The following is a 22,788-nucleotide window of genomic DNA, read 5'->3' as shown; positions in this document are numbered from 1 at the left end:
ATGTATCCAGGAAAATGGGCAGCCGAGAACCCCGAGAAGCCAGCCGTCATCATGGCCGACACCGAGGCTGTGCTCACCTACGGCCAACTCGAGGACCGATCGTTGCGGCTGGCCAACCACATGCGGGCCGCGGGGCTGGTCAAGGGCGACCACATCGCCGTCATGGCCGAGAACCGGTTCGAAATCGTCGAAGCACTGTGGGCCGCGTTGCGCACCGGTGGGATCATCACTGTGGTCAACTCACACCTGACCGCGGCGGAATCGGCCTATATCGTCGACGACTGCGACGCCAAGATATTCCTCCTCTCGACGCGCCTGGACAAGGCCGCCGAGGTGGCCGATCAGTGCCAGCAGGTCGAGAACCGAATCCGCATCGACGTCGCACCCGATGGTGGCAATGGGGGAGTCTTCGCCGGCTGGGACGAGTATGAAGCGGTGCTCGCGGCCGCCTCGGCGAGAAAACCTGAAGTCGAACCGCGCGGTGACGATATGCTCTATTCCTCGGGCACGACCGGACGGCCGAAGGGGATCCTCCCCGGCCCCACCGACCTGCGCATCGAGGACGAAGCGGTTCCCCTGATCCGGATGTTCACCGACCTCTACGGCTTCGACGACGACACGGTCTACCTCTCACCGGCACCGCTCTACCACGCCGCCCCGCTGCGATTCGTGATGACGACTCACGCACAGGGCGGGACGGCCGTCGTCATGTCCGGCTTCGACGCCGAGCACTCCCTGGCGATGATCGAGAAGCACGGGGCCACGCATTCCCAGTGGGTGCCGACGATGTTCATCAGGATGCTCAAGCTGCCTGAGGAGGTGCGGCACTCCTATGACCTCAGCAGTCTTGAGGTGGCCATCCATGCTGCCGCACCCTGCCCGCCCGAGGTCAAACGAGCCATGATCGACTGGTGGGGTCCGGTCATCGAAGAATACTACGGTGCGACCGAGGGCATCGGTCTGACCGTCATCAATAGCGAGCAGGCACTGGCCAAACCCGGCTCTGTCGGTCGCGAAGGGCCCAAAGGCATCGTCCATATCTGCGGGCCAGACGGAGAGGAGCTGCCGGCCGGCGAGATCGGAGTCATCTACTTCGAATCCGAACGGCGGATCTTTGAGTACTACAAGGACGACGCGAAGACCAGGAACTCGAGGCATCCCGATCATCCCGACAGCTGGGCGACGATCGGGGACATGGGCTACCTCGACGAAGACCGGTATCTCTTCATCGCCGAACGCACTACGGGCCTCATCATCGCTGGGGGAGTCAACATCTACCCGCAGGAGATCGAGAACGAGCTGGTCCTGCGGGAGACGATCGCAGACGTGGCCGTTGTGGGCAGACCTGACGAAGAGCTGGGACAGGTGCCCGTTGCCTACGTGCAGCTGGCAGAGGGCATCGGACCGGAAGGCGAAGCGGAGGAGATCCGCAGCTGGCTGGGGAAGAGGCTGGCCAGGTTCAAGATCCCGCGGGAGTTCCACTTCGTCCCCGAGGTCCCGCGGACCCCGACGGGAAAGCTGGTCAAACGCAGGCTGCCCGATCCGGCGGAGCTTGCTGGGTGAGCGGTTGAGGAGTGAGCCTCAGGTCTCGTAGATCCGGTCGAACACGCTGAGGTCGCCGACGACCACGAGCTTGGTCGTCGCCCTCGACAGTCCGACGTAGAGCATGTCCACGGCCCGTTCTACGTCGCGGAAGCCGTTGATGCACAGCACCACGACGGGACGCTCGAGGCCCTTGAACCCGAGAACGTGGCCGTAGAAAACGTCCTCGGCGGCGAAGAACTGATCCCAATAGGCTGACGGGCCTTCGTTCTCGACGATTTCGCGCTGAACGGGGTGTCGACTGCCTGTCGTCAGCAGAGCGATGTCACCGGGGTTCCACCCGGCGTCCATGAGTGACTCCACCTGGGAATCCGCCTCGGCGAGGGCGTCATCGATCTCGACCTCGCTCCACTCGATCTCCTCACCGGGACCATTGCGGGGAATCGGCGGGTCGAGGGCGAGATCGGCGAAGCCGGCCACGATCTGTTCGGAGTTGCGCAGGTTCTCATCGAGCTGGATCGGGTTCATCGTGATCGGTGACTCGCCATCGCGGCCGAAGATCCGCTGTCTCTCATCCGTGAACACATAGAGGGTGCCCTCGACCTGGCTGCGCAGGCACGACTGGACAGCTTCCCACCACAGGAGGCTGAAGTCCTGTCCCTCGTCGATGACGATCGCGTCGAAGAGATTGTTCCGCGGACGCTCATCGGCGAGGTCTTTGAGCTGCCGCGGCAGGCGGTGCTCCCAGTACTCGGAATCGTCATCACTGCCAGGGGCGGCTCCCCACGAGATCGGCAGATCATGGAACAGGCCCACGTAGGCGGGGCGACCTTCCTCAGGCCACTGCGCGGTGAAGAGCTGAAGGAACCGGCCCAGGCCACGGGAATAGCACATGAGGGCGACTCGTTTGCCCTCGCGAGTCAGCGACTGGGCTTTGAGCAGAGCCAGGTAGGTCTTCCCGGTTCCGGCACCGCCGCTGATCTCGGCCCGATTCTGATGCCGCAGAATGCTGATGAGCTTCGCCTGTTCCCGACTGAGCTCATCGGCCCGATCGGAGATCTCCGTGGCCCTGAGGCTGACGTTCTCCACGGCTTGGTTCGTCCGACGCAGGTTCTTGAGGACGAATTCGTGTGGAGTTGAGATGCTGTCGCGCTCAGGGGTGAAGTCGTATCTCAGCTGGGCGGAGATGGCACCGGCGATCGAGTCGAGCTGCGTGGAGTCGACGAGCTGGCGTCGGGGTGCGTCCGGCTGATCCCAGTCCTGGGGCAGCTGCGTGTAGGGCAGCACCGCAAGATGGCTGATGGGTCCCGGCAACGTTGAGACTCGCGAATGCAGATAGTCCACGAGGGTGTGTTTGGCGACCATCGCCTGTTCAAGAGGGGAGACCTTGAGTCTGTTTCGATGACCCTGAGAGTCCTGAGTGATCCAGGTACCGTCCTCGACGCCGACTCGACCGCCCTTGACCTCGACGACGGCGATGCCGAAACCGGGCCAGAGCAGCAGAATGTCGATCTCGACGTCCTTGTCGTCGCCGGTCAGACGTTGGCCGTGAACCATCGTCGCATCCTCGGGAAGCTGCTCGCACAGAGCCTTCCACACGCTCGCCTCGGCGGTGGAACCATTGAAATCAGGCTGCTGCGGAATCAACGTGACCATGGCTCGAGACTAACCCACTACAGGCGCTGACAGTACGACGAGCCCCCTGCCTGCAGCAGCTGCCCCGATTCCTCCAGCAGCTGTTTTCGGTGACGCAGCGGTCCGATTCCGAAGCGTCGGCGATAGCCGCGCGAGAGCTGGGCCTGCGAACCGAACCCGCAAGTGGAGGCGATTTCGACCATCGGGGCGTTAGCCCGCGATGGGTCGGCAAGCATGCGGCGAGCCGTGGCCAGGCGGGCATCGCTGATGGTCTGTGGGACGCTGCGACCAGTGGCGGAGAACAGTCGGGAGAGTTGGCGTTCGGACACGCCGAGGAACTGGGCGAGGCGAGAGGCGTTGAGTCCCGGATCGCAGTGCGACTCGGCGATCACAGCCATCGCCTCTTGCATCGGTCCGGTATTGGCCAGCGGTCGCGAGAGCACCCCGGAGAGTAGGTCAAGCAGGCGAGTCTCGAGTCTCTGCCCCTGACGCAGCCCGCGATCCAGGGCCCCGGCAGCCAGCTGTGTGAGTTCACGAGCTGCGGGATTGAGCGAGTCGTTGGGGTCAAGGTCGAGTGGCATCGGCCGTCGCACGGAGTCTGAGTCGGTGAGCTGGGCCAGCGTCTCGCGGGGGATCTGGACGACCAGTTCGCTGACTCCCTGCGGGAAGGTGCGGGAGAACGCGGTGTCACCGTCGCAGATGAGACCGCGTCCGGGCCCGACGGTGAGCGAACCGGTGCGGTGTCTGAACTCGTTCATACCCTGCAGCGGAATGTAGACGACGACGCCCGATACCGGGTGGGCGGCGACGTCGTCCGCTGTCCTCTGCACAGAGTGCGGGCTGCCGTTGACCTTTGCGACCCGAACGCGGGGCAGTCGCAGAGTTGCGGTCTGTGCGCGCAGCTGGGTGCCTGTGCCCAGTCGCGTTCTCAGCCCAACGAGCATGCTGGCATGGTGAGTCTCCCACTCGGTGACCCGACGGCCCGGCGGCACGGAATCAGTGGAGAACCAGGTCTGTTCGGGAGTGACCAGCGAACGTGAACCGACCACTGCGCTCGCCGTCGTCCCACCTCCGCTGACCATGCCCACAATGGTAACTGCGTCAGGCGCCGACGTGTGCTCACTCACGTTTTTGACGATTTCGGCCAGGTTCGCTGCGAGCTCGTGCTCCCGGGCCGCATGGGTGCCAGGCTGTTGGATCAACGCCATGTTTCACCGCAGCAACGGGCAAGGAGCATCATCATGGTTATCTTCAACGACGGGGTCGCAGAGACCCGCACTCCCGACTCCCAGGTCGTCGACACCGACGTCCTCATCGTCGGATCGGGCCCGGCCGGAGCATCGGCCGCACTCTTCCTCTCCACCCTCGGGGTGGACAACATCATGATCACGAAGTATCGGTGGACGGCGAACACACCACGTGCGCACATCACGAACCAGCGCACGATGGAGATCTTCCGCGATGTCGAGATCGAAGACCAGGTGTTGGCCGAGGCGACCCCGCATCACATGATCGGCGACACCGTCTTCTGCACCTCCATCGCCGGTGATGAGATCGGTCGGATCCTCACCTGGGGCAATCATCCAGCCAGGCACGCCGACTACGAACTCGCCTCACCCTCGCTCAACTGCGACATCCCGCAGACCTACCTCGAGCCCATCCTCGTCAAGAATGCGACGATGCGCGGGACGCAGACGCAGTTCTCCACCGAATACCTCTCCCACGTCCAGGACGCCGACGGTGTCGATGTTCGCGTGTTCAATCGGCTCACCGGCAGCGAATACACCATCCGCACCAAATTCCTCATCGGAGCCGACGGGGCACGATCGAAGGTTGCCTCGGACATCGATCTGCCGCTCGAGGGTGAGATGGACATCGCAGGCTCGATGAACATCACGTTCAAGGCTGACCTCGCGAAACTGGTCGGGCACCGTCCCTCCGTCCTCTACTGGGTCGTTCAGCCGGGATCGAACATCGGCGGCATCGGAGCCGGACTCGTCCGCATGATCCGGCCCTGGGACGAATGGCTCATCGTCTGGGGATTCGACATCAGCCAAGGTCCCCCGGAGGTGACCGAAGCCGATGCGCTGCAGGTGGTGCGCAACCTCATCGGTGTGCCCGACCTCGACGCGGAGATCACCGGCACCTCTCTTTGGGGCAACAACGAACAGTATGCGACCCACCTGCAGTCCGGCCGTGTCTTCTGTGCCGGTGACGCCGTGCACAAGCATCCGCCGTCGAACGGCCTGGGATCGAACACCTCGATCCAGGACTCCTACAACCTGGCGTGGAAGATCGCAGCCGTCGTCTACGGTCAGGCAGATGATTCGCTGCTTGAGACCTACAGCGTCGAACGAGCACCGGTGGCCAAGCAGATCGTCACCCGCGCCAACCAGTCCGGCCGCGAATTCGGCAAACTCTTCGAGGCACTCGGACTCGAGCCGGGCCAATCCGAGGACGAGATGCATGCCGCCATCGCTTCCCGGAAGGACAATTCGGTCGAAGGAGCGAGGAAACGCACGAAGGTCAGGGAAGCCATGGAGCTGAAGAACTACGAGTTCAACGCTCACGGCGTCGAACTCGGCCAACGCTACGCATCGACCGCCGTCGTCAGCGACGAACGGGGCCCGACCCCGAACCCGCGGGACCCTGAGCTCTACTACGAGGCGTCCACCGACCCCGGAGTCCGGCTGCCCCATGTCTGGGTGGGGGACTCGCGCGACAAACACTCGACCCACGACCTCGCCGACTACTCACGGTTCACCGTGTTCACCGGCACGACCGGATCGGCATGGGAGGATGCGGCTCGCGAAGTCAGCGACCACCTCGGCGTCGGCATCGACACGGTCGTGATCGGACCCGACCGGGACACCACCGACCTCTACTTCGATTGGGATCGAGTCCGCGGCATCGCCGAGGATGGGGCCATACTCGTGCGTCCCGACAAGCACATTGCCTGGAGGATCCAGACCCTGCCGGAGAATCCGGCGGCGGAGCTGAGGAACGCACTGTCGTCGGTCCTGGGCCGCGACTCGGGCCTCACCGTCGGTCGGGCGCCGAGCGAGGATAGCCACCCGGCACACGCACCATCCCACGATAAAGAGGGAGCTCGCTCATGACAATGGACTTCGAACACACCACCTTGGGCCAACGGGTCATCTTCGGTACAGGAGCAGCGGCGAAGAAGATCGCCGCGGAGATCGACCGCCTCGACGCGAAGCACGTCATGGTCATCGCATCCGATTCCGCGAGTGAGAAGGTTGCAGACTTTGACGATCACTTCACCGTGGCGCTCTGGCACCGGGAAGTCGTCATGCACGTGCCCGCCGAGGTGGCCGATCGGGCCGTTGCCGCAGCCCGTGACAAGGACATCGATCTCGTCGTCACCGTCGGCGGTGGCTCAGCAACAGGGCTGGGCAAGGCGGTGGCACTGGAGACGAGGGTCCCGATCATCGCCGTGCCGACCACGTTCTCCGGTTCAGAGGCGACGAATGTGTGGGGCCGGACAGAGAACGCCCGCAAAAGGACCGGCATCGACGACACGGTCTTGCCGACAACGGTCGTCTACGATGCCGAACTCATCCGTGACCTGCCCGGGGGCCTCGCGGTGGCCTCGGGACTCAATGCGCTCGCACACTGCATCGATTCGCTCTGGGGTCCACGGGTCGACCCGATCAACCAGGCGCTCGCCGTCGAAGGCATCCGGGCGCTGAACGAGGGATTGCCGTCAATGCGTGCGGATTCGACGGACCTGGACGGACTCGAACGCACCCTCTACGGGGCCTATCTCGCTGCGGTGGCGTTCGCCTCGGCGGGGTCGGGAATGCATCACAAGATCGCCCATGTGCTCGGCGGAACCTTCAACCTGCCGCACGCGCAGACGCACGCCACGATCCTGCCCTACGTCCTCGCCTACAATGCTCCGGCTGCCGGGGACGCGGAACAGCGCATGGCTGGAGCCTTCGGGGCACTGACCGCCCTCGACGGGCTGCAGAGGCTGCGCAGCGCCGTCGGCGCGCCGACAGCACTGGCCGACCTCGGCTTCACATCCGACGACATCGCCCAAGCGGTGGAACTGTCACTGCCGGCGATTCCGGCGAACAACCCGCGTGATGTCACCGCTGAAGGGCTGACCGCCCTGCTCACCGCAGCGCTGAACGGCAGCGACCCCGCCGCCCTCAACTGACCACGAACCCCTGATTCGAAGCACCACGGGAGGACACATCATGACGAACAGCAACGACACCACAGCAGCCAACGAAGGCCATGGACTCACCCCGGCCGAGGTGGAGGTACGGCTCATCGACACGGTGACGGCCTCATTCGCTCAGGCCACCGACGAACGTCTCAAAGAGCTTCTGACGTCCCTTGTCCGACACCTGCACGGCTTCATCAGAGACGTGCGTCTGACCGAGGCCGAATGGAACGCCGCAATCGAGTTCCTGACCAAGGTCGGTGACATCACCGACGACCAGAGGCAGGAGTTCATCCTCCTCTCCGACGTCCTCGGCGCCTCCATGCAGACGATCAACGTCAGCAATCAGCCGTACAAGAACGCCACCGAGGCGACGGTCTTCGGTCCCTTCTTCGTCGACGATGCGCCGTTGATCGACAACGGGGGTGACATCGCCGGGGGAGGGACCGGGCAGCCCTGCTGGGTCGAAGGCGTCGTCCGCGACACCGACGACAACCCGATTCCCGGTGCCCGCATCGAGGTGTGGGAAGCCGACGAGGAAGGACTCTACGACGTCCAGCACGAGGACGACCGGGTCTATGGGCGGGCACACCTGTTCGCCGAGGATGACGGATCATTCCGCTTCTGGGGCCTGACCCCGACGCCCTACCCGATCCCAGACGACGGACCGGTCGGCCAGATGCTCAAAGCCGTCGGACGCTCGCCGATGCGGGCAAGCCACCTGCACTTCATGGTCACAGCACCTCGGATGCGCACTCTGGTCACTCACATCTTCGTCGAGGGCGATGAGCTGCTAACCTCCGACACCGTCTTCGGAGTCAAGGAGTCACTCATCAAGAACTTCGAACAGCAGCCAGCGGATGCTCCCAAACCCGACGGCCGTGACCTGGAGGGCCAGACCTGGTCACGCACCCGCTTCGACATTGTGCTCGCACCGGAAGGGGCCTGAGTATCCCGACCCACTGGTGTCGATTGTCGGCATCCGACATGATGAGGACATGAACGAAGAGAACAGCAGTGCCCACGCAGACGCAGCGACGATGAAGGCCATGCACCAGACCGAGTTCGGCGGCCCCGAGGTCCTCCACGAGGTGGAGCTGCCCAAGCCGAAGCCGGGGCCGAGCCAACTCCTCATCAAGGTGAAGGCATCGGGCGTGAACCCCACGGATTGGAAGCACCGCAGCGGCCCCCGTTTCCTCCCCGATCCGCCCTTCGTCCTCGGCTGGGACGTCTCCGGGGTGGTCGAACAGGTGGGCGTCGGCGTGACCCTGTTCAAGCCAGGCGACGAAGTATTCGGGATGTTGCCCTATCCCTTCGGCGTCGGCGCGCACGCCGAATACGCTGTGGGTCCGACACGAGCCTTCGTGCCGAAGCCAGGCACTGTCGACCACGTGCAGGCCGGAGCCATTCCACTTGTGGCGTTGACCGCGTGGCAGTCCCTGGTCGACACCGCGAAGATCGCCCCCGGTGACCGTGTTCTCATCCACGCCGCGGCTGGCGGAGTGGGGCACATGGCCGTGCAAATCGCCAAGACGCGAGGCGCCTATGTCATCGGAACGGCAAGTGCACCGAAGCATGATTTCGTCCGCGGGCTGGGTGCAGACGAGATGATCGACTATCGCGAGAAGGACTTCGCCGAGGCTGCTCGCGACATCGACATCGCCTTTGACACCATCGGCGGCGACTACCAGCTGCGCTCCCTCCGGACTCTCAAACCAGGTGGAATCATGGTGTCGACGGTTCCTGTCCCGACTAAAGGACTCTTCGAGGAGGCCGAGGCTCTGGGAGTTCGGGCCGAGACCATCCTCGTCGAGGTCGATCAGGCGGGCATGCTCGAGATCGCTGCCCTCGTGGAGAGCGGACAGCTGCGGGCGACGATCGCAGACACGTTCCCGCTGTCAGATGCGGCCAAGGCGCATGAAGCAGGTGAGACGAACACGACGACAGGCAAACTGGTGCTGACCATGGAGTAAGACTGACCATGGAGTGATGGAGGGTGCGGACTTCGCGAGGATACTCACCCTCGACCCTGGCTGTGCGCCCCACGCTCGTTGATCCAGATCCACCCCTCGGGCAGAGGCGCCCACGCAGCCACATCGCGTCCGGCCTTCGAACTGTCCGCGAGCACCACGACGCGTCTGGCACGGTCGGCGATGAGCTCCTTCGTCCGTGCCTCGTCGAGGGTCGGTTCGCCGAGGCCCTGGGCAGGATCGACCGCATCGGCACCGAGGAAGGCGACATCGACGTGGAGCCGGCCGAGCGCATGATCGCTCAGCGCTCCCGTCGTCCCATGCGACATCGTCGAGACCTCACCGCCGACCATGATGACCTTCGGACCCATGGGGTGGGCAAGAGCCAAGGCAATCTCGAGCCCGCGCGTAATGATGGTGAGATCGGAACGATCGCGGATGCGCTGGGCCACCCGCACCGTCGTCGAACCGGCATCGAGGAAGACCATGCGAACGTTCCCCTCGTCGAGGTAGTCCATCGCGGCCGCGGCAATCGCATCCTTGGCCTCGGCGTTGGCTTCCATCCGCTGTCCCAGCGGAGGCTCGATGTAGCCGGCGGCGGTGGCCCCGCCGATCGTGCGGATGACCTCACCGGTCTCGGACATCTCACGCAGGTCCCGGCGGATCGTCGACTCTGAGGTGTCCAGCTCGGCGGCCAGACGGGCGATGGTCCACGAACCGGTCTTGAGCAGTGACAGGATGTCCTCGCGGCGCTTCTGTGTGCCCGTGCGGATCGCCATGATGAGACTCCTACTTCGGCAGGTGCTGGTTACTTCGGCAGGTACTCGGCGCGGATGCCGTCGACGAACGGAGCGTAGCCGATGGCAGCGGTGTAGGCCGAGCGCATCGTCCCGGCATCGGCGATGCCCTGGCCTGCGATGTCGAAGGCCGTGCCGTGATCGACCGAGGTGCGCAGGATCGGCAGCCCGACGGTGACAGAGATCGTGCCGTCGAAGTCGAAGGTCTTCGAAGCGATGTGGCCCTGATCGTGATACTGGGAGAGGATCCCGTCGAAGCGGCCCGACAGACCCTGGTGAAAGACCGAGTCCGCTGGGATCGGACCGGCGACCTCGAGACCGGAGTCGACGACGCGCTCGACGGCGGGTCGCAGGATCTCGATCTCTTCGTCACCGAAGGCACCATTTTCGCCACCATGCGGGTTGAGCGCGGCGACGGCCAACCTTGGTGAGGCCACGCCGTAGAGCTGCAGGGCACGGTGGGCGCGTTCGATCGAGTCGACCTGGGTGTCGACGGTCAGTGCGTCGATGGCCTTCCGCAGGGACATGTGGCGGGTGGCGAAGAAGACCTGGAGCTTGTGCTCGGGCACCTTCGTGTTCTCGACGACGAACATCGTGTCCTGTTTGGTCACGCCGGTGAGCTCGCCCAGCATCTCCGTGTGGCCCAGGTGCTTCGACCCGGATTTCCACACGGCTTCCTTGTTGATGGGGCCGGTGACGATGCCGGCGATCTCACGATTCATCGCGGCCTTCGTGGCGATCTCGATCGCGGTCACGGCGGCCTGACCGGCACGGGCATCGACGACGCCCCATTCGGGAAGATCATCACCGAGGACACCGATGTCGAAGACGTCGATGACGCCCTGACCGGCCGATGGTGTCGACCAGTCGGTGATCGCCCGCAGTTCGACGTCGAGTCCCAGGACGTCCACGGCGCGTTTCATCACGGCCAGGTCGGCCACGGCGACTCCGTGCTGGTCATCGCGGCCGGAGAATTCGGCGAGCACCGTCGCGGTGATCTCGGGGCCGATGCCCACCGGGTCGCCCACGGTCATGGCGAGTACGGGTGCGGTCATGTCAGTCTCCTCAACGTTGTGTTCTCAGGTGTGGTGCGCGCGTCGACATTGCGACGATGCGCGAAACTGTGGGGGCTCATGCGCGGCCCATTCCTGCAGTCTGCATGAGGTGGTCCAGGCACAGGACTCCCGTGCCCGCATCGCCGATGAGGCCGCCCTTCGTGACGATCGGCACTCCGGCGGCGCTTCCGCCGACGATGCTCCCGCCCACGGCCAAGGGCACAATCTCGGTGTGGATCTCCATGCCGAGCGCGCCCAGCTCACCGAGCACGGCCGCGGTGACATCTCCACCGGTGGTGTAGAGGCCGGTGAGGGTGGCCGTGGCCAGCACCTCGGCAGTGATCTGGGCGAGCCTGCGGGGGATGAGTTCGGACTGTTCGTCGGTGAGTTCGAGCAGATCGGAGGCATCGACGACGGTGGCGACGATGATGGCCCTGACTGGTTCGGTCTGTGCCGATGCGCTCGCCCGGGTGGTCGCCCTCGCCGAGGCGGCCATCCGGACCCGCTCGACCGTGGCCTGCACATCGGGCAGATTGTCCGCATCGAGTGCCGCTTGCAGCACAGTGATCGTGGGATCTTCATCGAGCTTGGCCAGCTGCGCGCGGGTGACCTCGGTTGCAGAACCCGAGACGCCGAGGATGACCCCGGGCTCTCGTTTCGGCAGGAGCGCTCGAGCGAGAGCAAGGCTGCCCGGCCCAGGATCGATGGCCACCCATTCCAGGTTCTCTTCCTGGCTGAGGTCGGCGACGGCGTGGGCGATGAGATCGATGTGATCGTTCGTCAGCGCGTCGGCCACGATGACCTCGGTGCCCGCGGCAAGCGCCTTGAGCACGTCGGCGCGGATCGCCTCGGCGCCGGCAAGCACCGTGGACAGTTCCACGGTGTGGCACCTGAGTTTGGTGTTCTCCCGCAGGATATCGGCGACGACGGAGGTGCGCATGGGGGAGCGGACGTCGTTGCGCAGCTCGGTGTCTTCGAGCAGCTTGCCGTTCAGCAGCTGCCTGCCTCCCACCGTGACCCGCCCCGAGGAGGGGAAGGCAGGAATGCACAGCCCCATCACTCGGCCCGACCCCGTTGTGGAGGCCAGATCCTGGCGGGCGCGCAGAGCCGCCTCGGCGGTGGGTCCCACGTTGCCGCGCAGAGTCGTGTCAATGCGGCAGGCCACGAGGTCAACCGGGCCGGCACTGCGGAGGAGAGCATCGGTCAAGGCTGCAGCGTCTCCAGGCTGCATGTGCCGGGAGTTCGCATTGACGACGACGGTGTCATAGTCATCGAGGGCACCCGCGATGCGGGCTGCACCGTCACCACTGTCAGGCAGACCGGTGCCGCTTGATGAGCCGCCACCGCCGGTGCCGGTGATCGTCATCGTCGACAGCCCCGCCTCGGCGAAGAGGGCACCGCAGGCATTGCCGCCGGTGAGGTCGTCGGCGACGATGAGGATCCGGGGGCTGTCCTGGCTCATACGATCAAGTCGAGCACGAACAGCAGCGGAATGGAACCTGCCCACACGGCGGTGGTGATGCCCGACCAGCCCTTGATGGCATTGATGCCGTCGAGGCCGGTGAAGCGGGTGACGACCCAGAAGTACGAGTCGTTGAAGTAGGAGAAGACCATCGACCCTGCGGTGCAGGCCATCACGGCGACCAGCGGGCTCAGACCCAGCGGTGCGATGAGTGGGGCGGTGACCGAGGCGGCGGTGATCATTGCGACCGTGCCCGATCCCTGCGCGATGCGCACGAGGGAAGCGATGAGGAAAGGGACGAGGAACGCGGGCAGGCTGATCGAGGCGATCGCCTCGGCCAGGGCGTCGCCGACTCCCGATTCGGTGAGCACCATGCCGAAGGCGCCACCGGCACCGGTGATGAGGAGGATGAGTCCCGCAGAGGCTGCCCCGTCGGCCAGCCAGTTCTGCACTTTATTGCGTGGGGTCACGCGGGGCAGCAGGGTGTAGACGGCGAGGATGAGGCCGATCATGAGTGCGATGACGGGGTTGCCGAGGAACGCCAGCGGAGCGACCCAGGCCGAGGGCTCGTAGGTATCGCCGGAGAGCTCGCCCTGGGCATTCTTGTCGATCGCCGTCGACACGGTGTTGCCGACAATGAGCAGCAGCGGAACGATGAGCGGGAGGAACCCGAGGAAGGCTCCCGGGTGCTTCGTGGCGCCGGTTTCGTTGTTGACAGTCGGCGTCTCGTCATCCGAGCCTGCTTCGCTGGAGTTGTCCGAGTCTTCACCAGTGATGGTGGAAACGCTTCCGGGCCCAGCGTTTTCGCCGCCGCCTTCGACGCCCTGTGCTTGCGCCGAGGTGGCCGTGACCGAGCCGTACACGTCGTGCTTGACGGCAGCGTTGAGGACGGGTTCGAGCTTCGGGCCGATCCAGCGCGCGTAGATGACGACGACCGGCAGGAGAAAGACCGTGAAGATGACACCGGTGAGGATGACGGAGCCGATGTCGGCGCCGAGGATGCCCGTGGCAGCCAGTGGCCCTGGGGTCGGCGGCACCATGTGGTGGGTCAGCGTCATGCCGCAGCCCAGCGCCAGTGCGAGGGTGACATAGCCGCCGCGCTTGACGCGGGAGATCGAGCGGGCCAGCGGGTTCATAATCACGTAGCCGGAGTCGCAGAAGACGGGGATGGACACCAGCGAACCGACGGTGCCCATGGCCCAGGGTTCGCGGCCCTTGCCGAAGGCACGCAGGAAGGCACGCGCCAGCGAGTCCGCGGCGCCGGAGACCTCGAGGATCTTGCCGATGCCCACGCCCAGGCCGATGACGATGCCGATGCTGGCCAGCGTGTTGCCGAAGCCGGTGGTGATGGCGTCGACGATCGAGAGTAGGTCCTGACCGGCGACGATGCCGGTGACGACCGATGCCGCCAGAAGTGCGATGAAGGCATCGAGGCGGGTCGCCAAGACGATGACGACGATCGTCGCGATCCCGGCGATGAGCGCCAGAATGAGTTGCAGATCCATAAGATCCTCCGCAGTGAGGCCGACACAGTCAGCGAGTCGGGGTTGAACCGAGTCGACACTCAGCGAGGCCGATGAGTGTGACACGAAGTTGAACAGCATGAGCAAGTATTGCGTATAGATGTACAACTATGCAATGTACAGGACCGCGCGTTCACTCCTCAGTGAAGCACCTCGTGTACAGCTCGCGAGATGAGGCGGCCCTGTGACCCCGAAACGGTCCACCCGGGTTTGGTCGCGGCCCGCTGCGTCGGCTGCACGCGAACAGTAGGTAACTGGTGGTCGAAGAACGTGCTTGGGTCGACCACCAGTTACCGACCGTTGGCTCCTTGGCGCTACCTGCTCAGGTGTTGGCTGAGGAGATTGCCGAAAGCGGCCATGTCGGTGCGTTTCGACACTCGCAGAATCGTCCATCCTTCTGCCTCCATGAGTTGTCGTCGTTCGATGTCCTTGGCGAATTGTTCCGGTGAAGTGCGGTGGTGGTCGCCTTCGTACTCGATGGCCAGCTTGATGTCGGGGTAGCCGAGGTCTGGGCGGAGGGCGATGTTCTTGATGCGAGAGTGGACCTCCGGGTGAACTTGAGGCTCAGGAAATCCGTGATTGATGATCCACAGTCGCAGCCATGTCTCTCGGGGTGAGTCGACTGCAGGTCGGATGAGTGAAATCGCGTGTTCGAGCAGTCTCCGGTTCCGCACCTGCTTGCGCGAGAGCAGCTCGGCCCGAAGCTGTTCGACAGATGTTCTCGGGCCGCTGAAGCGCGTGGAGACTGCAGCATCTCCGATCTGCACGAGCTCAGAAATGTCGAGGAACGGTGCGACTTCGATCAGCAGATGGGGTACGGCGAGAAGCGGAAGATCGAAGAAGTCGTAGTAGTTCAGACGCTGGTGACGATGAAGGACCACCCCGGGCCGGCTGATCCTGATGCATGTGGCGTCTCCAGCGATATGGAGCGCATAGTCTCGGATCCGATTCGGAACGGGCAGGCCGTAGAGGCGAGCTGCCGTCCACAGTGTGCCGACGACGTCCGAACGCAACAGTCGAAATCCGCTCAATCTGGTGGCCTCGCGCAACCAAGTGGTTCCCGCCCATAAGGGTGTGGGCATCGCCGAGTCATCGTCTCGGTCGATCCAGACGTTGGTGAAGACCCGCACATACCGGGAGTTCGTCTTGAGTGCGTGGGCAGTGATGCGTCTGGACCCAAGATCGCTCCGGGTGAACGGTCTCGGCGCGTTCTGGAAGATGATGGGCTGAGAATGCCAATGCGTCATACCCGACCACATTGGGCCTGCGGGCCCAGTGCGTCCAGGAGCCAGTGGTGCCCTGTGGATAGTCCACCGTCATCCACACCTGAAATGTGTCGAAGTGCGATTGCGATAGGGGAGTCGAGTTTGCATGGATATACGTCCTGGTCACCGTCGAGCACTGTGGGATTTCAGACTGCGGCAGACTCGTCATCGGCGCTGACCGGCGAGGACTGAGCCCACAGTGACCGAGCCTTTACACAGCGAAACGATCGCAAGTGGCTGATGGGCCCCGCCGGTGAATCAATATTCGCGCCCCGTTGATCCGCCTCCCGCCGCTCGTTGATCCGCCTACGGTCGGTAACCGGTGGTCGACCCAAGCTCGTTCTTCGACCACCATTTACCGACCGTTGGCCGTGACCGCCCGCAATTGCGGTAGTCGCTGGACAGCGGGCTGTCGCACCGCCCTCCGGATCTCCGCGTCGTGTTGGACTGCAGAGCTAGGTCGAAGCCCGTTGTTATATACCCTTGCGGGGTATACGGTGACGGTATGGGAACACCGCATGAACACGAGAATCACTCCGGTCACTCGGGAGTGGACGAGCGAATGAGTCACGACGCTCATCTCAATCACGACGCTCATCTCAATCACGACGCTCATCTCAATCACGAGGCGCACGAGGAGCACGGAGGCCACGCGACCCACGGCGACCACTCCGGCCACGCAGGTCACTCGGGCCATGGCGACCATGTCGCTCAGTTCCGACGCCTCTTCTGGGTCATGCTCATCTTCGCGATCCCAGTCATCGCCTTCAGCCCGATGTTCGGCCACCTCGTCGGCTACGAGGTTCCGGAGGCTGGCATCCTCGGCTGGCTGCGGTGGCTTTCGCCGATACTCGGTACGGTCATGTACTTCTGGGGCGGCAAGCCGTTCCTGACCGGCGGTCTGAGCGAGTTGAAGGACCGCAACCCGGGCATGATGCTCCTCATCGCCCTGGCCATCACCGTCGCCTTCCTCTCTTCCTGGGGGTCCTCACTCGGCGTTCTCGACGCCGAGCTCGACTTCTGGTGGGAGCTGGCACTCCTCGTAGTTATCATGCTCGCCGGGCACTGGCTCGAGATGCGGTCGCTGGCACAGACTTCCTCGGCGTTGGACAGCCTGGCGGCTCTGCTGCCCGACGAGGCGGAGACGATCGTCGACGGAGAGACTGTGATGGTCGACCCGGCCGAGCTCGAACTCGGCGACACCGTCGTCGTTCGCCCCGGCGCAGCCGTCCCCGCCGACGGTCGGGTCATCGACGGATCGGCCAGCATGGACGAATCCATGGTCACGGGAGAATCGACCACTGTTCGCCGCTCGACCGGCGACACCGTCGTGGCCGGCACCGTCGCCACCGACTCCGGGCTGCGCCTCGAGATCACTGCCATCGGCGACGACACCGCTCTGGCAGGCATCCAGAAACTCGTCGCCGATGCGCAGAACTCGACCTCACGCGCCCAGCGGATCGCCGATAAGGCCTCGGCCTGGCTGTTCTGGTTCGCCCTCGGCTCGGCCGTCATCACCGCGCTCGTGTGGTCCCTGGTGGGCCTGCCGGACTCGGCCGTCGTCCGCACGATCACCGTCCTCGTCATCGCCTGCCCGCACGCCCTGGGCCTGGCCATCCCGCTCGTCGTGTCCATCGCGACCGAACGCGCGGCCCGCGCCGGTGTCCTCATCAAGGACCGGCTGGCGCTCGAGACGATGCGCACTGTCGATGCGGTGCTCTTCGACAAGACCGGCACCCTGACCAAGGGCGAACCGACCGTCACCGCCGTCGAAACGGTCGACACAAACAGCGAGACGAGCAACAAGGACGACGAAATCCTCGCGCTCGCCGCAGCTGCCGAGGCGGACAGCGAGCATCCGCTGGCCCGCGCCATCGTCCGCGCCGCAGAGGAGCGTGGTCTCGAGATCCCCACGGCGACGAACTTCTCGTCCTCGCCGGCAGTCGGCGTCACAGCCGAGGTCAACGGCGCCGAGGTGGCCGTGGGCGGGCCGTATCTGCTCAGTGAGCACGGAGTCAGTGAGGCCCCGATCGCTGAGCAGTGGCGTGGGGAGGGCGCCATCATCCTCCACGTCCTCTCCGACGGCGACGTCATCGGGGCGCTGAAGTTGGCCGATGAGATCCGCCCGGAATCCCGCGAGGCCGTCGACGCTCTGCACGCGCGCGGGGCACAAGTCGTCATGATCACCGGTGACGCCGAGGCGGTGGCTCAAACCGTGGCCACGGAACTGGGCATCGACCGAGTCTTCGCCGGGGTCCACCCCGCTGACAAGGCCGCGAAGGTGGCCGAGCTGCAGGGTGGGGGCCGCAAGGTGGCCATGGTCGGCGACGGCGTCAACGATGCACCCGCCTTGGCAGCAGCCGACGTCGGAATCGCGATCGGTGCCGGCACTGACGTGGCCATCGGATCGGCCGGTGTGATCCTGGCCTCTGATGATCCGCGGTCCGTGCTCTCGGTCATCGAGCTCTCACGGGCCACGTTCAGGAAGATGAAGCAGAACCTGTGGTGGGCCGCCGGCTACAACCTCATCTCGGTTCCGCTCGCCGCCGGTGTCTTGGCACCCATCGGGTTCGTCCTGCCGATGAGCGTGGGAGCGATCCTGATGTCGATCTCGACAATCGTGGTCGCGCTCAATGCGCAGCTGCTGCGTCGGCTGGATCTGCGGCCCGAAGTGTCGGCTACTGCCTCGAGCCGGACAGTTACCGCGCCAGTGCCTCGTCGACGGAGCTGGCGCCGGCGGCCACGGTGACTTGGGTGCCCCAGGGGTCGGAGAGACGCACCGAACGGCCATCGTCAGCGAACTGCATGCTGCGTGCGCTCAGACGGGCCACGAGGGCATCGAGATCTTCGCGTCCGGGGACGGTGATCGCAACGTCGCCGAGGCCGAGGCTGGCTGCGCGTGGGCCTGCACCCTGGCTGTTCCAGGTGTTCATCGCCACGTGGTGGTGGTAGCCGCCGGCCGAGGCGAAGAGCACGCCGGGCATCGAGGCGAAGGTCGGTTCGAAGCCGAGTGCGTCGACGTAGAAGGAACGTGCCGTGGGCACATCGCCGACCTGCAGGTGGACGTGTCCGACCTTGCCGGGCTGCGCCGAGGTGTTAGCAATGATCTGATCGTCGAGGTGCTCGGCCAGGAAGGCGTTGGGGTCGAGGTAGATCGTGTCCATGCGCACCTCACCGTCCGTGGTGTGCTGCCACTGCGAGCGGTCCCGGTCGACGTAGAGCTCGATGCCATTGCCCTCGGGGTCGGTGAAGTAGAAGGCTTCGCTGACGAGGTGGTCGCTCGAGCCGACGAAGCGTGAGTTCGTGTTCTGCGCGGCATGGGCGACAGTCGCCGCCAGCGAGGCCTGATCCTTGTACAGGAAAGCGGTGTGGAACAGCCCCGCCTGACGGGGATCGACTCCGGGCAGGTCCGGGGTCGAGACGAGCTTGACCATCGGGGTGGTGCCGCGGCCGAGCACGCGATGGACCCCGTTGCCGCGCGAGACCTCTTCGATGGGCTCCATGGCCAGGGCGTTCGCGTAGTACGTTGACATGTTCTCGAGGTCGCCGACTCGCAGGGTGACAGCATCCATGCCTGTATCGACGTTGAGGGTCGTGTCGTTGACAGCGGAACGCTGCTGGGTGGAAGCGGAGGCGTTGTCGGTGGCGGTCATGTCAGCGTCCTAACGAAGAGTGGTCCGAATGATGTTACTAGTTGAACCTTCAACTAGTACTCTACACTCAGTCAACCGACATGGCAAGGCGATTATTCCCATGCCGTGCTTCAGGAGATCCGATTCAGACACTCCAGCACCAGAACTTCTTGGTGTGATACGACAGAGGCAACTGCTGACCATGGGGGATACCTCCATGACCGACTTCGAAGGAGATGAAGGCATGAACGGTGCAGAGAGCCTGCTGGAGACGCTGGGCCACAACGGGATCGAGGTCTGCTTCGCCAACCCCGGCACCTCGGAGATGCACTTCGTCGCAGCCCTCGACCGACAGCCCCACGTGCGAGGAGTCCTCGGCCTCTTCGAAGGAGTCGTCACCGGAGCCGCCGACGGCTACTCCCGAATGCTCGACAAACCGGCTGCCACGCTGCTGCACCTGGGTCCCGGTGCGGCCAATGGTCTCTCCAGCCTGCACAATGCGCTGCGAGCCCGGGCCTCGATGGTCAACATCATCGGCGATCATGCCGGCTACCACCGGGGCCTCGACGCACCGCTGACCTCTGACATCGAAGGCGCTCTGCGACCGTTCAGCAACTGGGTGCGCACCTCACCATCGGCGAACTCGATCGCCAAGGACGCAGCTGATGCCATCGGCTACAGCCTTCCGGGACAGATCAGTTCGCTCATCCTCCCCGCCGATACCGCGTGGAACACCGCTGAGGGGTACACACTGCCCCCGAATGCAGTCGCACCCACCCCGGCCTCGATCAGCCCGGCCGAGGTCGACGCAGCGGCCGCACGCCTGCGGGAGGCCGGTCCGCGGACTGCCATCCTCCTCGGCGGACGTGCACTGCGTTCGTCACAGCTCGAGGCAGCAGCTCGAATAGCCGAGGCGACCGGTGCGACACTGCTCGCCGAGACCTTCGCGCCGCGGACCGAACGCGGTGCCGGCCGGCCCGCGGTGACGAAGATCCCGTACCCGGTGGAACCGTCTGTCGAGCTGCTGAAGAACTTCGACGCCCTCATCTTCGTCGACGCCAAACCGCCCGTCGCCTTCTTCGCCTACCCCGATAAGCCGAGCGTGCTCACCGCACCGGGCACCACGTTCTTCACGCTCAGTCCCATCGGCGCCGACTCGCAGCAGGCGCTCGAGGCCCTCAGCGAGGCGGTCGGGTCAAGTAAGAACCGCAGTTCAGTCGCCGAGGCGGCCGGCAGTTCACCTGCCCAACCGTCCCTGCGGGCGCAGCTGGCGCCCGCACCCGTCCCGAGCGGCACGATCACAGCGGCGAAGCTCGCCGCTTGGCTCTCCGGAGCCATCCCCGAAAACGCGATCGTCGTCGACGAGTCCATCACCACCGGCCGGGATTTCTACGCCCAGACGGCAGGGTCGCAATCCCACGACTACCTCGGCGGCACCGGCGGATCCATCGGCTGGGCACTCCCCGTCGGGGCCGGGGCTGCGATCTCGAGCCCCGAGCGGAAGGTCATCGTCTTAGAATCCGACGGTTCGGGAATGTACAACCCGCAGTCGCTGTGGACCTGCGCCCGCGAGCAGCTCGACATCGTTGTTCTCATCTTCGCCAACCGGAAATATCAGATTCTGCGCAATGAGATGTCCAATGTCGGCGTCCCCGACTTCGGGCCGAAGGCCGAATCCCTTCTCGATATCGGCGACCCCGCCATCGACTGGGTGTCGCTGTCACAGGGCATGGGTGTGCCGGCAACACGAGTCGAGACGATCGAAGAGCTCGATCGTGATTTCCGTGCAGGCATGGCTGACTCCGGGCCGCGACTCATCGAGGTGTTCGTCTGATCCGACAGTGAGTACGGTGCGGTCGAGGTCTGGGGCCGTGCCCGTCAGTCGAACATGTCTCCTGCCTGTGATTCATCGATGGCTTCGTGTGAGCCATCGGGATTGCGATAGAGCTTGATCCCTTCGTGCGTGGCAGTGGACTGCAGACGCGCTTCCGAGCTGTCTTCGGTGTATCCGACCTTCTGTCCCTGGCCGATGTTCACACTTGTGAATCGTCTGGCCAGACGGCTGATTCGATTGGTGGAATTGTGTGATCTCTTCACTTCTGCGGTCATGATGATTCGCCCCACTTCATCGCAGATTCGATGCCCGTATTATACCTCCGGCGGGTGTGAAAGCTTCATGGATTCTGTCAACGCGGTGGTTTCAAAATCGATAGGGTGGAGCCCATGAAGTCAGTTCCCCAGTTTGTCTCTGCCCTGGTCGTGGCAGCAGCCCTCACACTCGGCGGCTGCAGTCCCGGCGATGCCGAAGAAGCCGACATCGAACCTGGGCAGAGCGCCGAAATTCCCGGCGGCGACTTCGACAGCACCGACGAACTCGGTGACTTCCTCATCGACAGCATCGACGCAGTTCATGTGCACCGTGAGTCCGAGAGCAACCCGGACTTCAATCATGAAACCGACGTTGATCGGCTGCACGTCGAATTCCCCTCACAAGGGCAGCCGAACACCGATAAGAAGGCCACTGCAGACGCGGTTCAGGCCGCCGGCAGTGCAGCTTTCGACTATGAGGTGCTCATGGTCACCGGGACCACAGACGCCGGCACCTGGTCATACATCTACGGCATCGAGACAGTCGAAGAAGTGACCGGCAACGGCTCGGTCGTCGAAGCGGACACGGTGTGGAAGTCGGCAGATCAGGACTTCGACTCAGTGCATCGCTGAGGCTGAATCGGTGACGGTCGCGCCGAATCAGCCGATGACGGCTTGGGCGATGAGGTTGTCGAGCTTGCGGACATCGAGGCCCTTGCCGATCTTGATCTTCAGATGCCCGGCTCGAGTCCACAGCTCCAGCTCGGCGTTGAAGTCGAGCTTTCCGCTGTTCTCGCTCGACCACATGTTGATGGACGAATAGGGGATCGAGTACATTTCGATCTTCTTGCCGCTCAGTCCTTGGGCGTCACGAATGATCAACCGCTTGTTCGTGAAGATCGCCGAGTCGCGGATCGTTCTGAACGCGGAGATCGGAGTCTCGCCTGTCACCAGGATCGGACCGAGGTCATCGGGAATGGGGGCACTCCGATGTGAATGTCCATGCTGCAAGTGCCTGAAGTTCTGTAGCCATAACCGGATCATACTGTGAAAGTAGTCAAACAGTGAATCGGCTGCAGCGCCCGGTGTGGAGGCGTGTGGCTACTTCTCAGCGTGCGGCTGCTTCTCCACCACAACTCCGTCGGGATCTGCGAACACCATGGCGCCGGGCTGGATCATGGCTCCGCCGACCTCGATCGTGACATCGAGTTCACCCTCGCCGGTCTTTCTGCTCTTGCGCGGGTTGCTGGCCAGCGCTTTGATCCCCAGGCCGATGGAGGCCAGTGCGGCTCGGTCACGGACGGCTCCATTGATGACGACTCCGGCCCAGCCGTTGCTCACAGCGAGCTCGGCGATCATGTCGCCCATGAGTGCGGTCGCGATCGATCCACCGCCGTCGATGATGAGCACAGCACCGTCGCCGGGCTGGGACAGTGTCGACTTCGCCAGAGCGTTGTCCTCGAAGCAGCGCACGGTCCGGGCCGGCCCTGAGAACGAGTCCTTCGCGCCGAAGTCACCGAAGTTCAGGGCCAGTGAGTGAAGCTCTGGTCCGCGTTCGTCCCAGAGGTCAGCGGTGGAGACGGTCATGGTGGTTTCCTCCAAGTGGGGCAGTCGAGAGGTGGGG

Annotated in this window: 18 protein-coding genes and 1 pseudogene; 8 read left to right on the top strand and 11 right to left on the bottom strand. The window is 64.3% G+C overall.

Annotation, left to right across the window (positions count from 1 at the left end):
• Window positions 1–1,563: an AMP-binding protein gene (locus BLT92_RS02200; protein ID WP_092102649.1), complete on the top strand. Its 1,563-nt coding sequence runs from the start codon at window positions 1–3 to the stop codon at window positions 1,561–1,563.
• An 18-nt stretch (window positions 1,564–1,581) separates the two neighbouring features.
• On the opposite strand, the gene BLT92_RS02195 is transcribed toward BLT92_RS02200, so the two are convergent.
• Entirely contained in the window at window positions 1,582–3,198 is a 1,617-nt protein-coding gene (locus BLT92_RS02195; RefSeq protein ID WP_092102646.1) for a nuclease-related domain-containing DEAD/DEAH box helicase, read from the bottom strand.
• 17 nt (window positions 3,199–3,215) lie between these two features.
• On the bottom strand, window positions 3,216–4,385 hold the full coding sequence (locus tag BLT92_RS02190; protein ID WP_092102643.1) for a helix-turn-helix transcriptional regulator: 1,170 nt from the start codon (window positions 4,383–4,385) through the stop codon (window positions 3,216–3,218).
• A 33-nt stretch (window positions 4,386–4,418) separates the two neighbouring features.
• Here BLT92_RS02190 and BLT92_RS02185 point away from each other — a divergent pair, with 33 nt between their 5' ends.
• From BLT92_RS02185 to BLT92_RS02170, 4 genes are read left to right on the top strand one after another with little or no spacing between them, the layout of a single operon-like run.
• The gene (locus tag BLT92_RS02185) at window positions 4,419–6,296 is read left to right on the top strand and encodes an FAD-dependent oxidoreductase (protein ID WP_092102641.1); all 1,878 of its coding nucleotides are present in this window, start codon (window positions 4,419–4,421) and stop codon (window positions 6,294–6,296) included.
• Complete coding sequence (locus BLT92_RS02180) at window positions 6,293–7,363, top strand: maleylacetate reductase (protein WP_092102638.1); 1,071 nt, start codon at window positions 6,293–6,295, stop codon at window positions 7,361–7,363. The genes BLT92_RS02185 and BLT92_RS02180 overlap by 4 nt, the downstream gene beginning before the upstream one ends.
• Window positions 7,364–7,403: 40 nt before the next feature.
• Window positions 7,404–8,321, top strand: coding sequence for a dioxygenase family protein (locus BLT92_RS02175; RefSeq protein ID WP_092102635.1), 918 nt, complete (start codon window positions 7,404–7,406; stop codon window positions 8,319–8,321).
• 49 nt (window positions 8,322–8,370) lie between these two features.
• Complete coding sequence (locus BLT92_RS02170) at window positions 8,371–9,345, top strand: NADP-dependent oxidoreductase (protein ID WP_197679658.1); 975 nt, start codon at window positions 8,371–8,373, stop codon at window positions 9,343–9,345.
• A gap of 44 nt (window positions 9,346–9,389) precedes the next feature.
• Here the strand turns inward: BLT92_RS02170 and BLT92_RS02165 are convergent, their stop codons facing one another.
• From BLT92_RS02165 to BLT92_RS02145, 5 genes are all read right to left on the bottom strand, one after another.
• Entirely contained in the window at window positions 9,390–10,121 is a 732-nt protein-coding gene (locus BLT92_RS02165; protein ID WP_092102632.1) for a DeoR/GlpR family DNA-binding transcription regulator, read from the bottom strand.
• A gap of 29 nt (window positions 10,122–10,150) precedes the next feature.
• Complete coding sequence (gene pdxA, locus BLT92_RS02160; RefSeq protein WP_172802539.1) at window positions 10,151–11,194, bottom strand: 4-hydroxythreonine-4-phosphate dehydrogenase PdxA; 1,044 nt, start codon at window positions 11,192–11,194, stop codon at window positions 10,151–10,153.
• A 76-nt stretch (window positions 11,195–11,270) separates the two neighbouring features.
• Window positions 11,271–12,656, bottom strand: coding sequence for a four-carbon acid sugar kinase family protein (locus BLT92_RS02155; RefSeq protein ID WP_092102629.1), 1,386 nt, complete (start codon window positions 12,654–12,656; stop codon window positions 11,271–11,273).
• The gene (locus BLT92_RS02150; RefSeq protein ID WP_172802538.1) at window positions 12,653–14,161 is read right to left on the bottom strand and encodes a GntP family permease; all 1,509 of its coding nucleotides are present in this window, start codon (window positions 14,159–14,161) and stop codon (window positions 12,653–12,655) included. Before BLT92_RS02150 ends, BLT92_RS02155 begins: the two co-directional genes overlap by 4 nt.
• Window positions 14,162–14,493: 332 nt before the next feature.
• On the bottom strand, window positions 14,494–15,426 hold the full coding sequence (locus BLT92_RS02145; protein ID WP_092102626.1) for a hypothetical protein: 933 nt from the start codon (window positions 15,424–15,426) through the stop codon (window positions 14,494–14,496).
• A 580-nt stretch (window positions 15,427–16,006) separates the two neighbouring features.
• Here BLT92_RS02145 and BLT92_RS02140 point away from each other — a divergent pair.
• Window positions 16,007–18,193: a heavy metal translocating P-type ATPase gene (locus tag BLT92_RS02140; protein WP_231938979.1), complete on the top strand. Its 2,187-nt coding sequence runs from the start codon at window positions 16,007–16,009 to the stop codon at window positions 18,191–18,193.
• Here the strand turns inward: BLT92_RS02140 and BLT92_RS02135 are convergent.
• A complete protein-coding gene (locus tag BLT92_RS02135; RefSeq protein WP_092102622.1) occupies window positions 18,144–19,097 on the bottom strand; it encodes a VOC family protein in 954 nt (317 codons plus the stop codon). The two genes, BLT92_RS02140 and BLT92_RS02135, sit on opposite strands and share 50 nt — an antisense overlap.
• A 223-nt stretch (window positions 19,098–19,320) precedes the next feature.
• Here BLT92_RS02135 and BLT92_RS02130 point away from each other — a divergent pair, with 223 nt between their 5' ends.
• Window positions 19,321–20,910, top strand: coding sequence for an acetolactate synthase large subunit (locus BLT92_RS02130; RefSeq protein WP_092108684.1), 1,590 nt, complete (start codon window positions 19,321–19,323; stop codon window positions 20,908–20,910).
• A gap of 44 nt (window positions 20,911–20,954) precedes the next feature.
• Here BLT92_RS02130 and BLT92_RS02125 read toward each other — a convergent pair whose 3' ends face one another.
• Window positions 20,955–21,185, bottom strand: a complete 231-nt coding sequence (locus BLT92_RS02125; protein WP_157691306.1) for a hypothetical protein — start codon at window positions 21,183–21,185, stop codon at window positions 20,955–20,957.
• A gap of 114 nt (window positions 21,186–21,299) precedes the next feature.
• On the opposite strand from BLT92_RS02125, the gene BLT92_RS02120 reads away from it, so the two are divergent.
• Window positions 21,300–21,797 carry a hypothetical protein gene (locus tag BLT92_RS02120; protein ID WP_092102615.1) on the top strand — a complete coding sequence of 166 codons (498 nt, stop codon included), beginning with the start codon at window positions 21,300–21,302 and terminating at the stop codon, window positions 21,795–21,797.
• A 27-nt stretch (window positions 21,798–21,824) separates the two neighbouring features.
• Here BLT92_RS02120 and BLT92_RS02115 read toward each other — a convergent pair.
• Both BLT92_RS02115 and rraA read right to left on the bottom strand, forming a co-directional pair.
• A pseudogene (locus tag BLT92_RS02115) lies at window positions 21,825–22,197 on the bottom strand (PH domain-containing protein).
• A 68-nt stretch (window positions 22,198–22,265) separates the two neighbouring features.
• Window positions 22,266–22,751, bottom strand: coding sequence for a ribonuclease E activity regulator RraA (gene rraA, locus BLT92_RS02110; protein WP_092102612.1), 486 nt, complete (start codon window positions 22,749–22,751; stop codon window positions 22,266–22,268).
• Window positions 22,752–22,788 lie beyond the last annotated feature (37 nt).

This window comes from Brevibacterium picturae (assembly GCF_900105045.1).
Taxonomy (GTDB): domain Bacteria; phylum Actinomycetota; class Actinomycetes; order Actinomycetales; family Brevibacteriaceae; genus Brevibacterium; species Brevibacterium picturae.
Note: the sequence above shows the minus strand (reverse complement) of the source record. Positions and strands in the feature narration are given on the sequence as shown.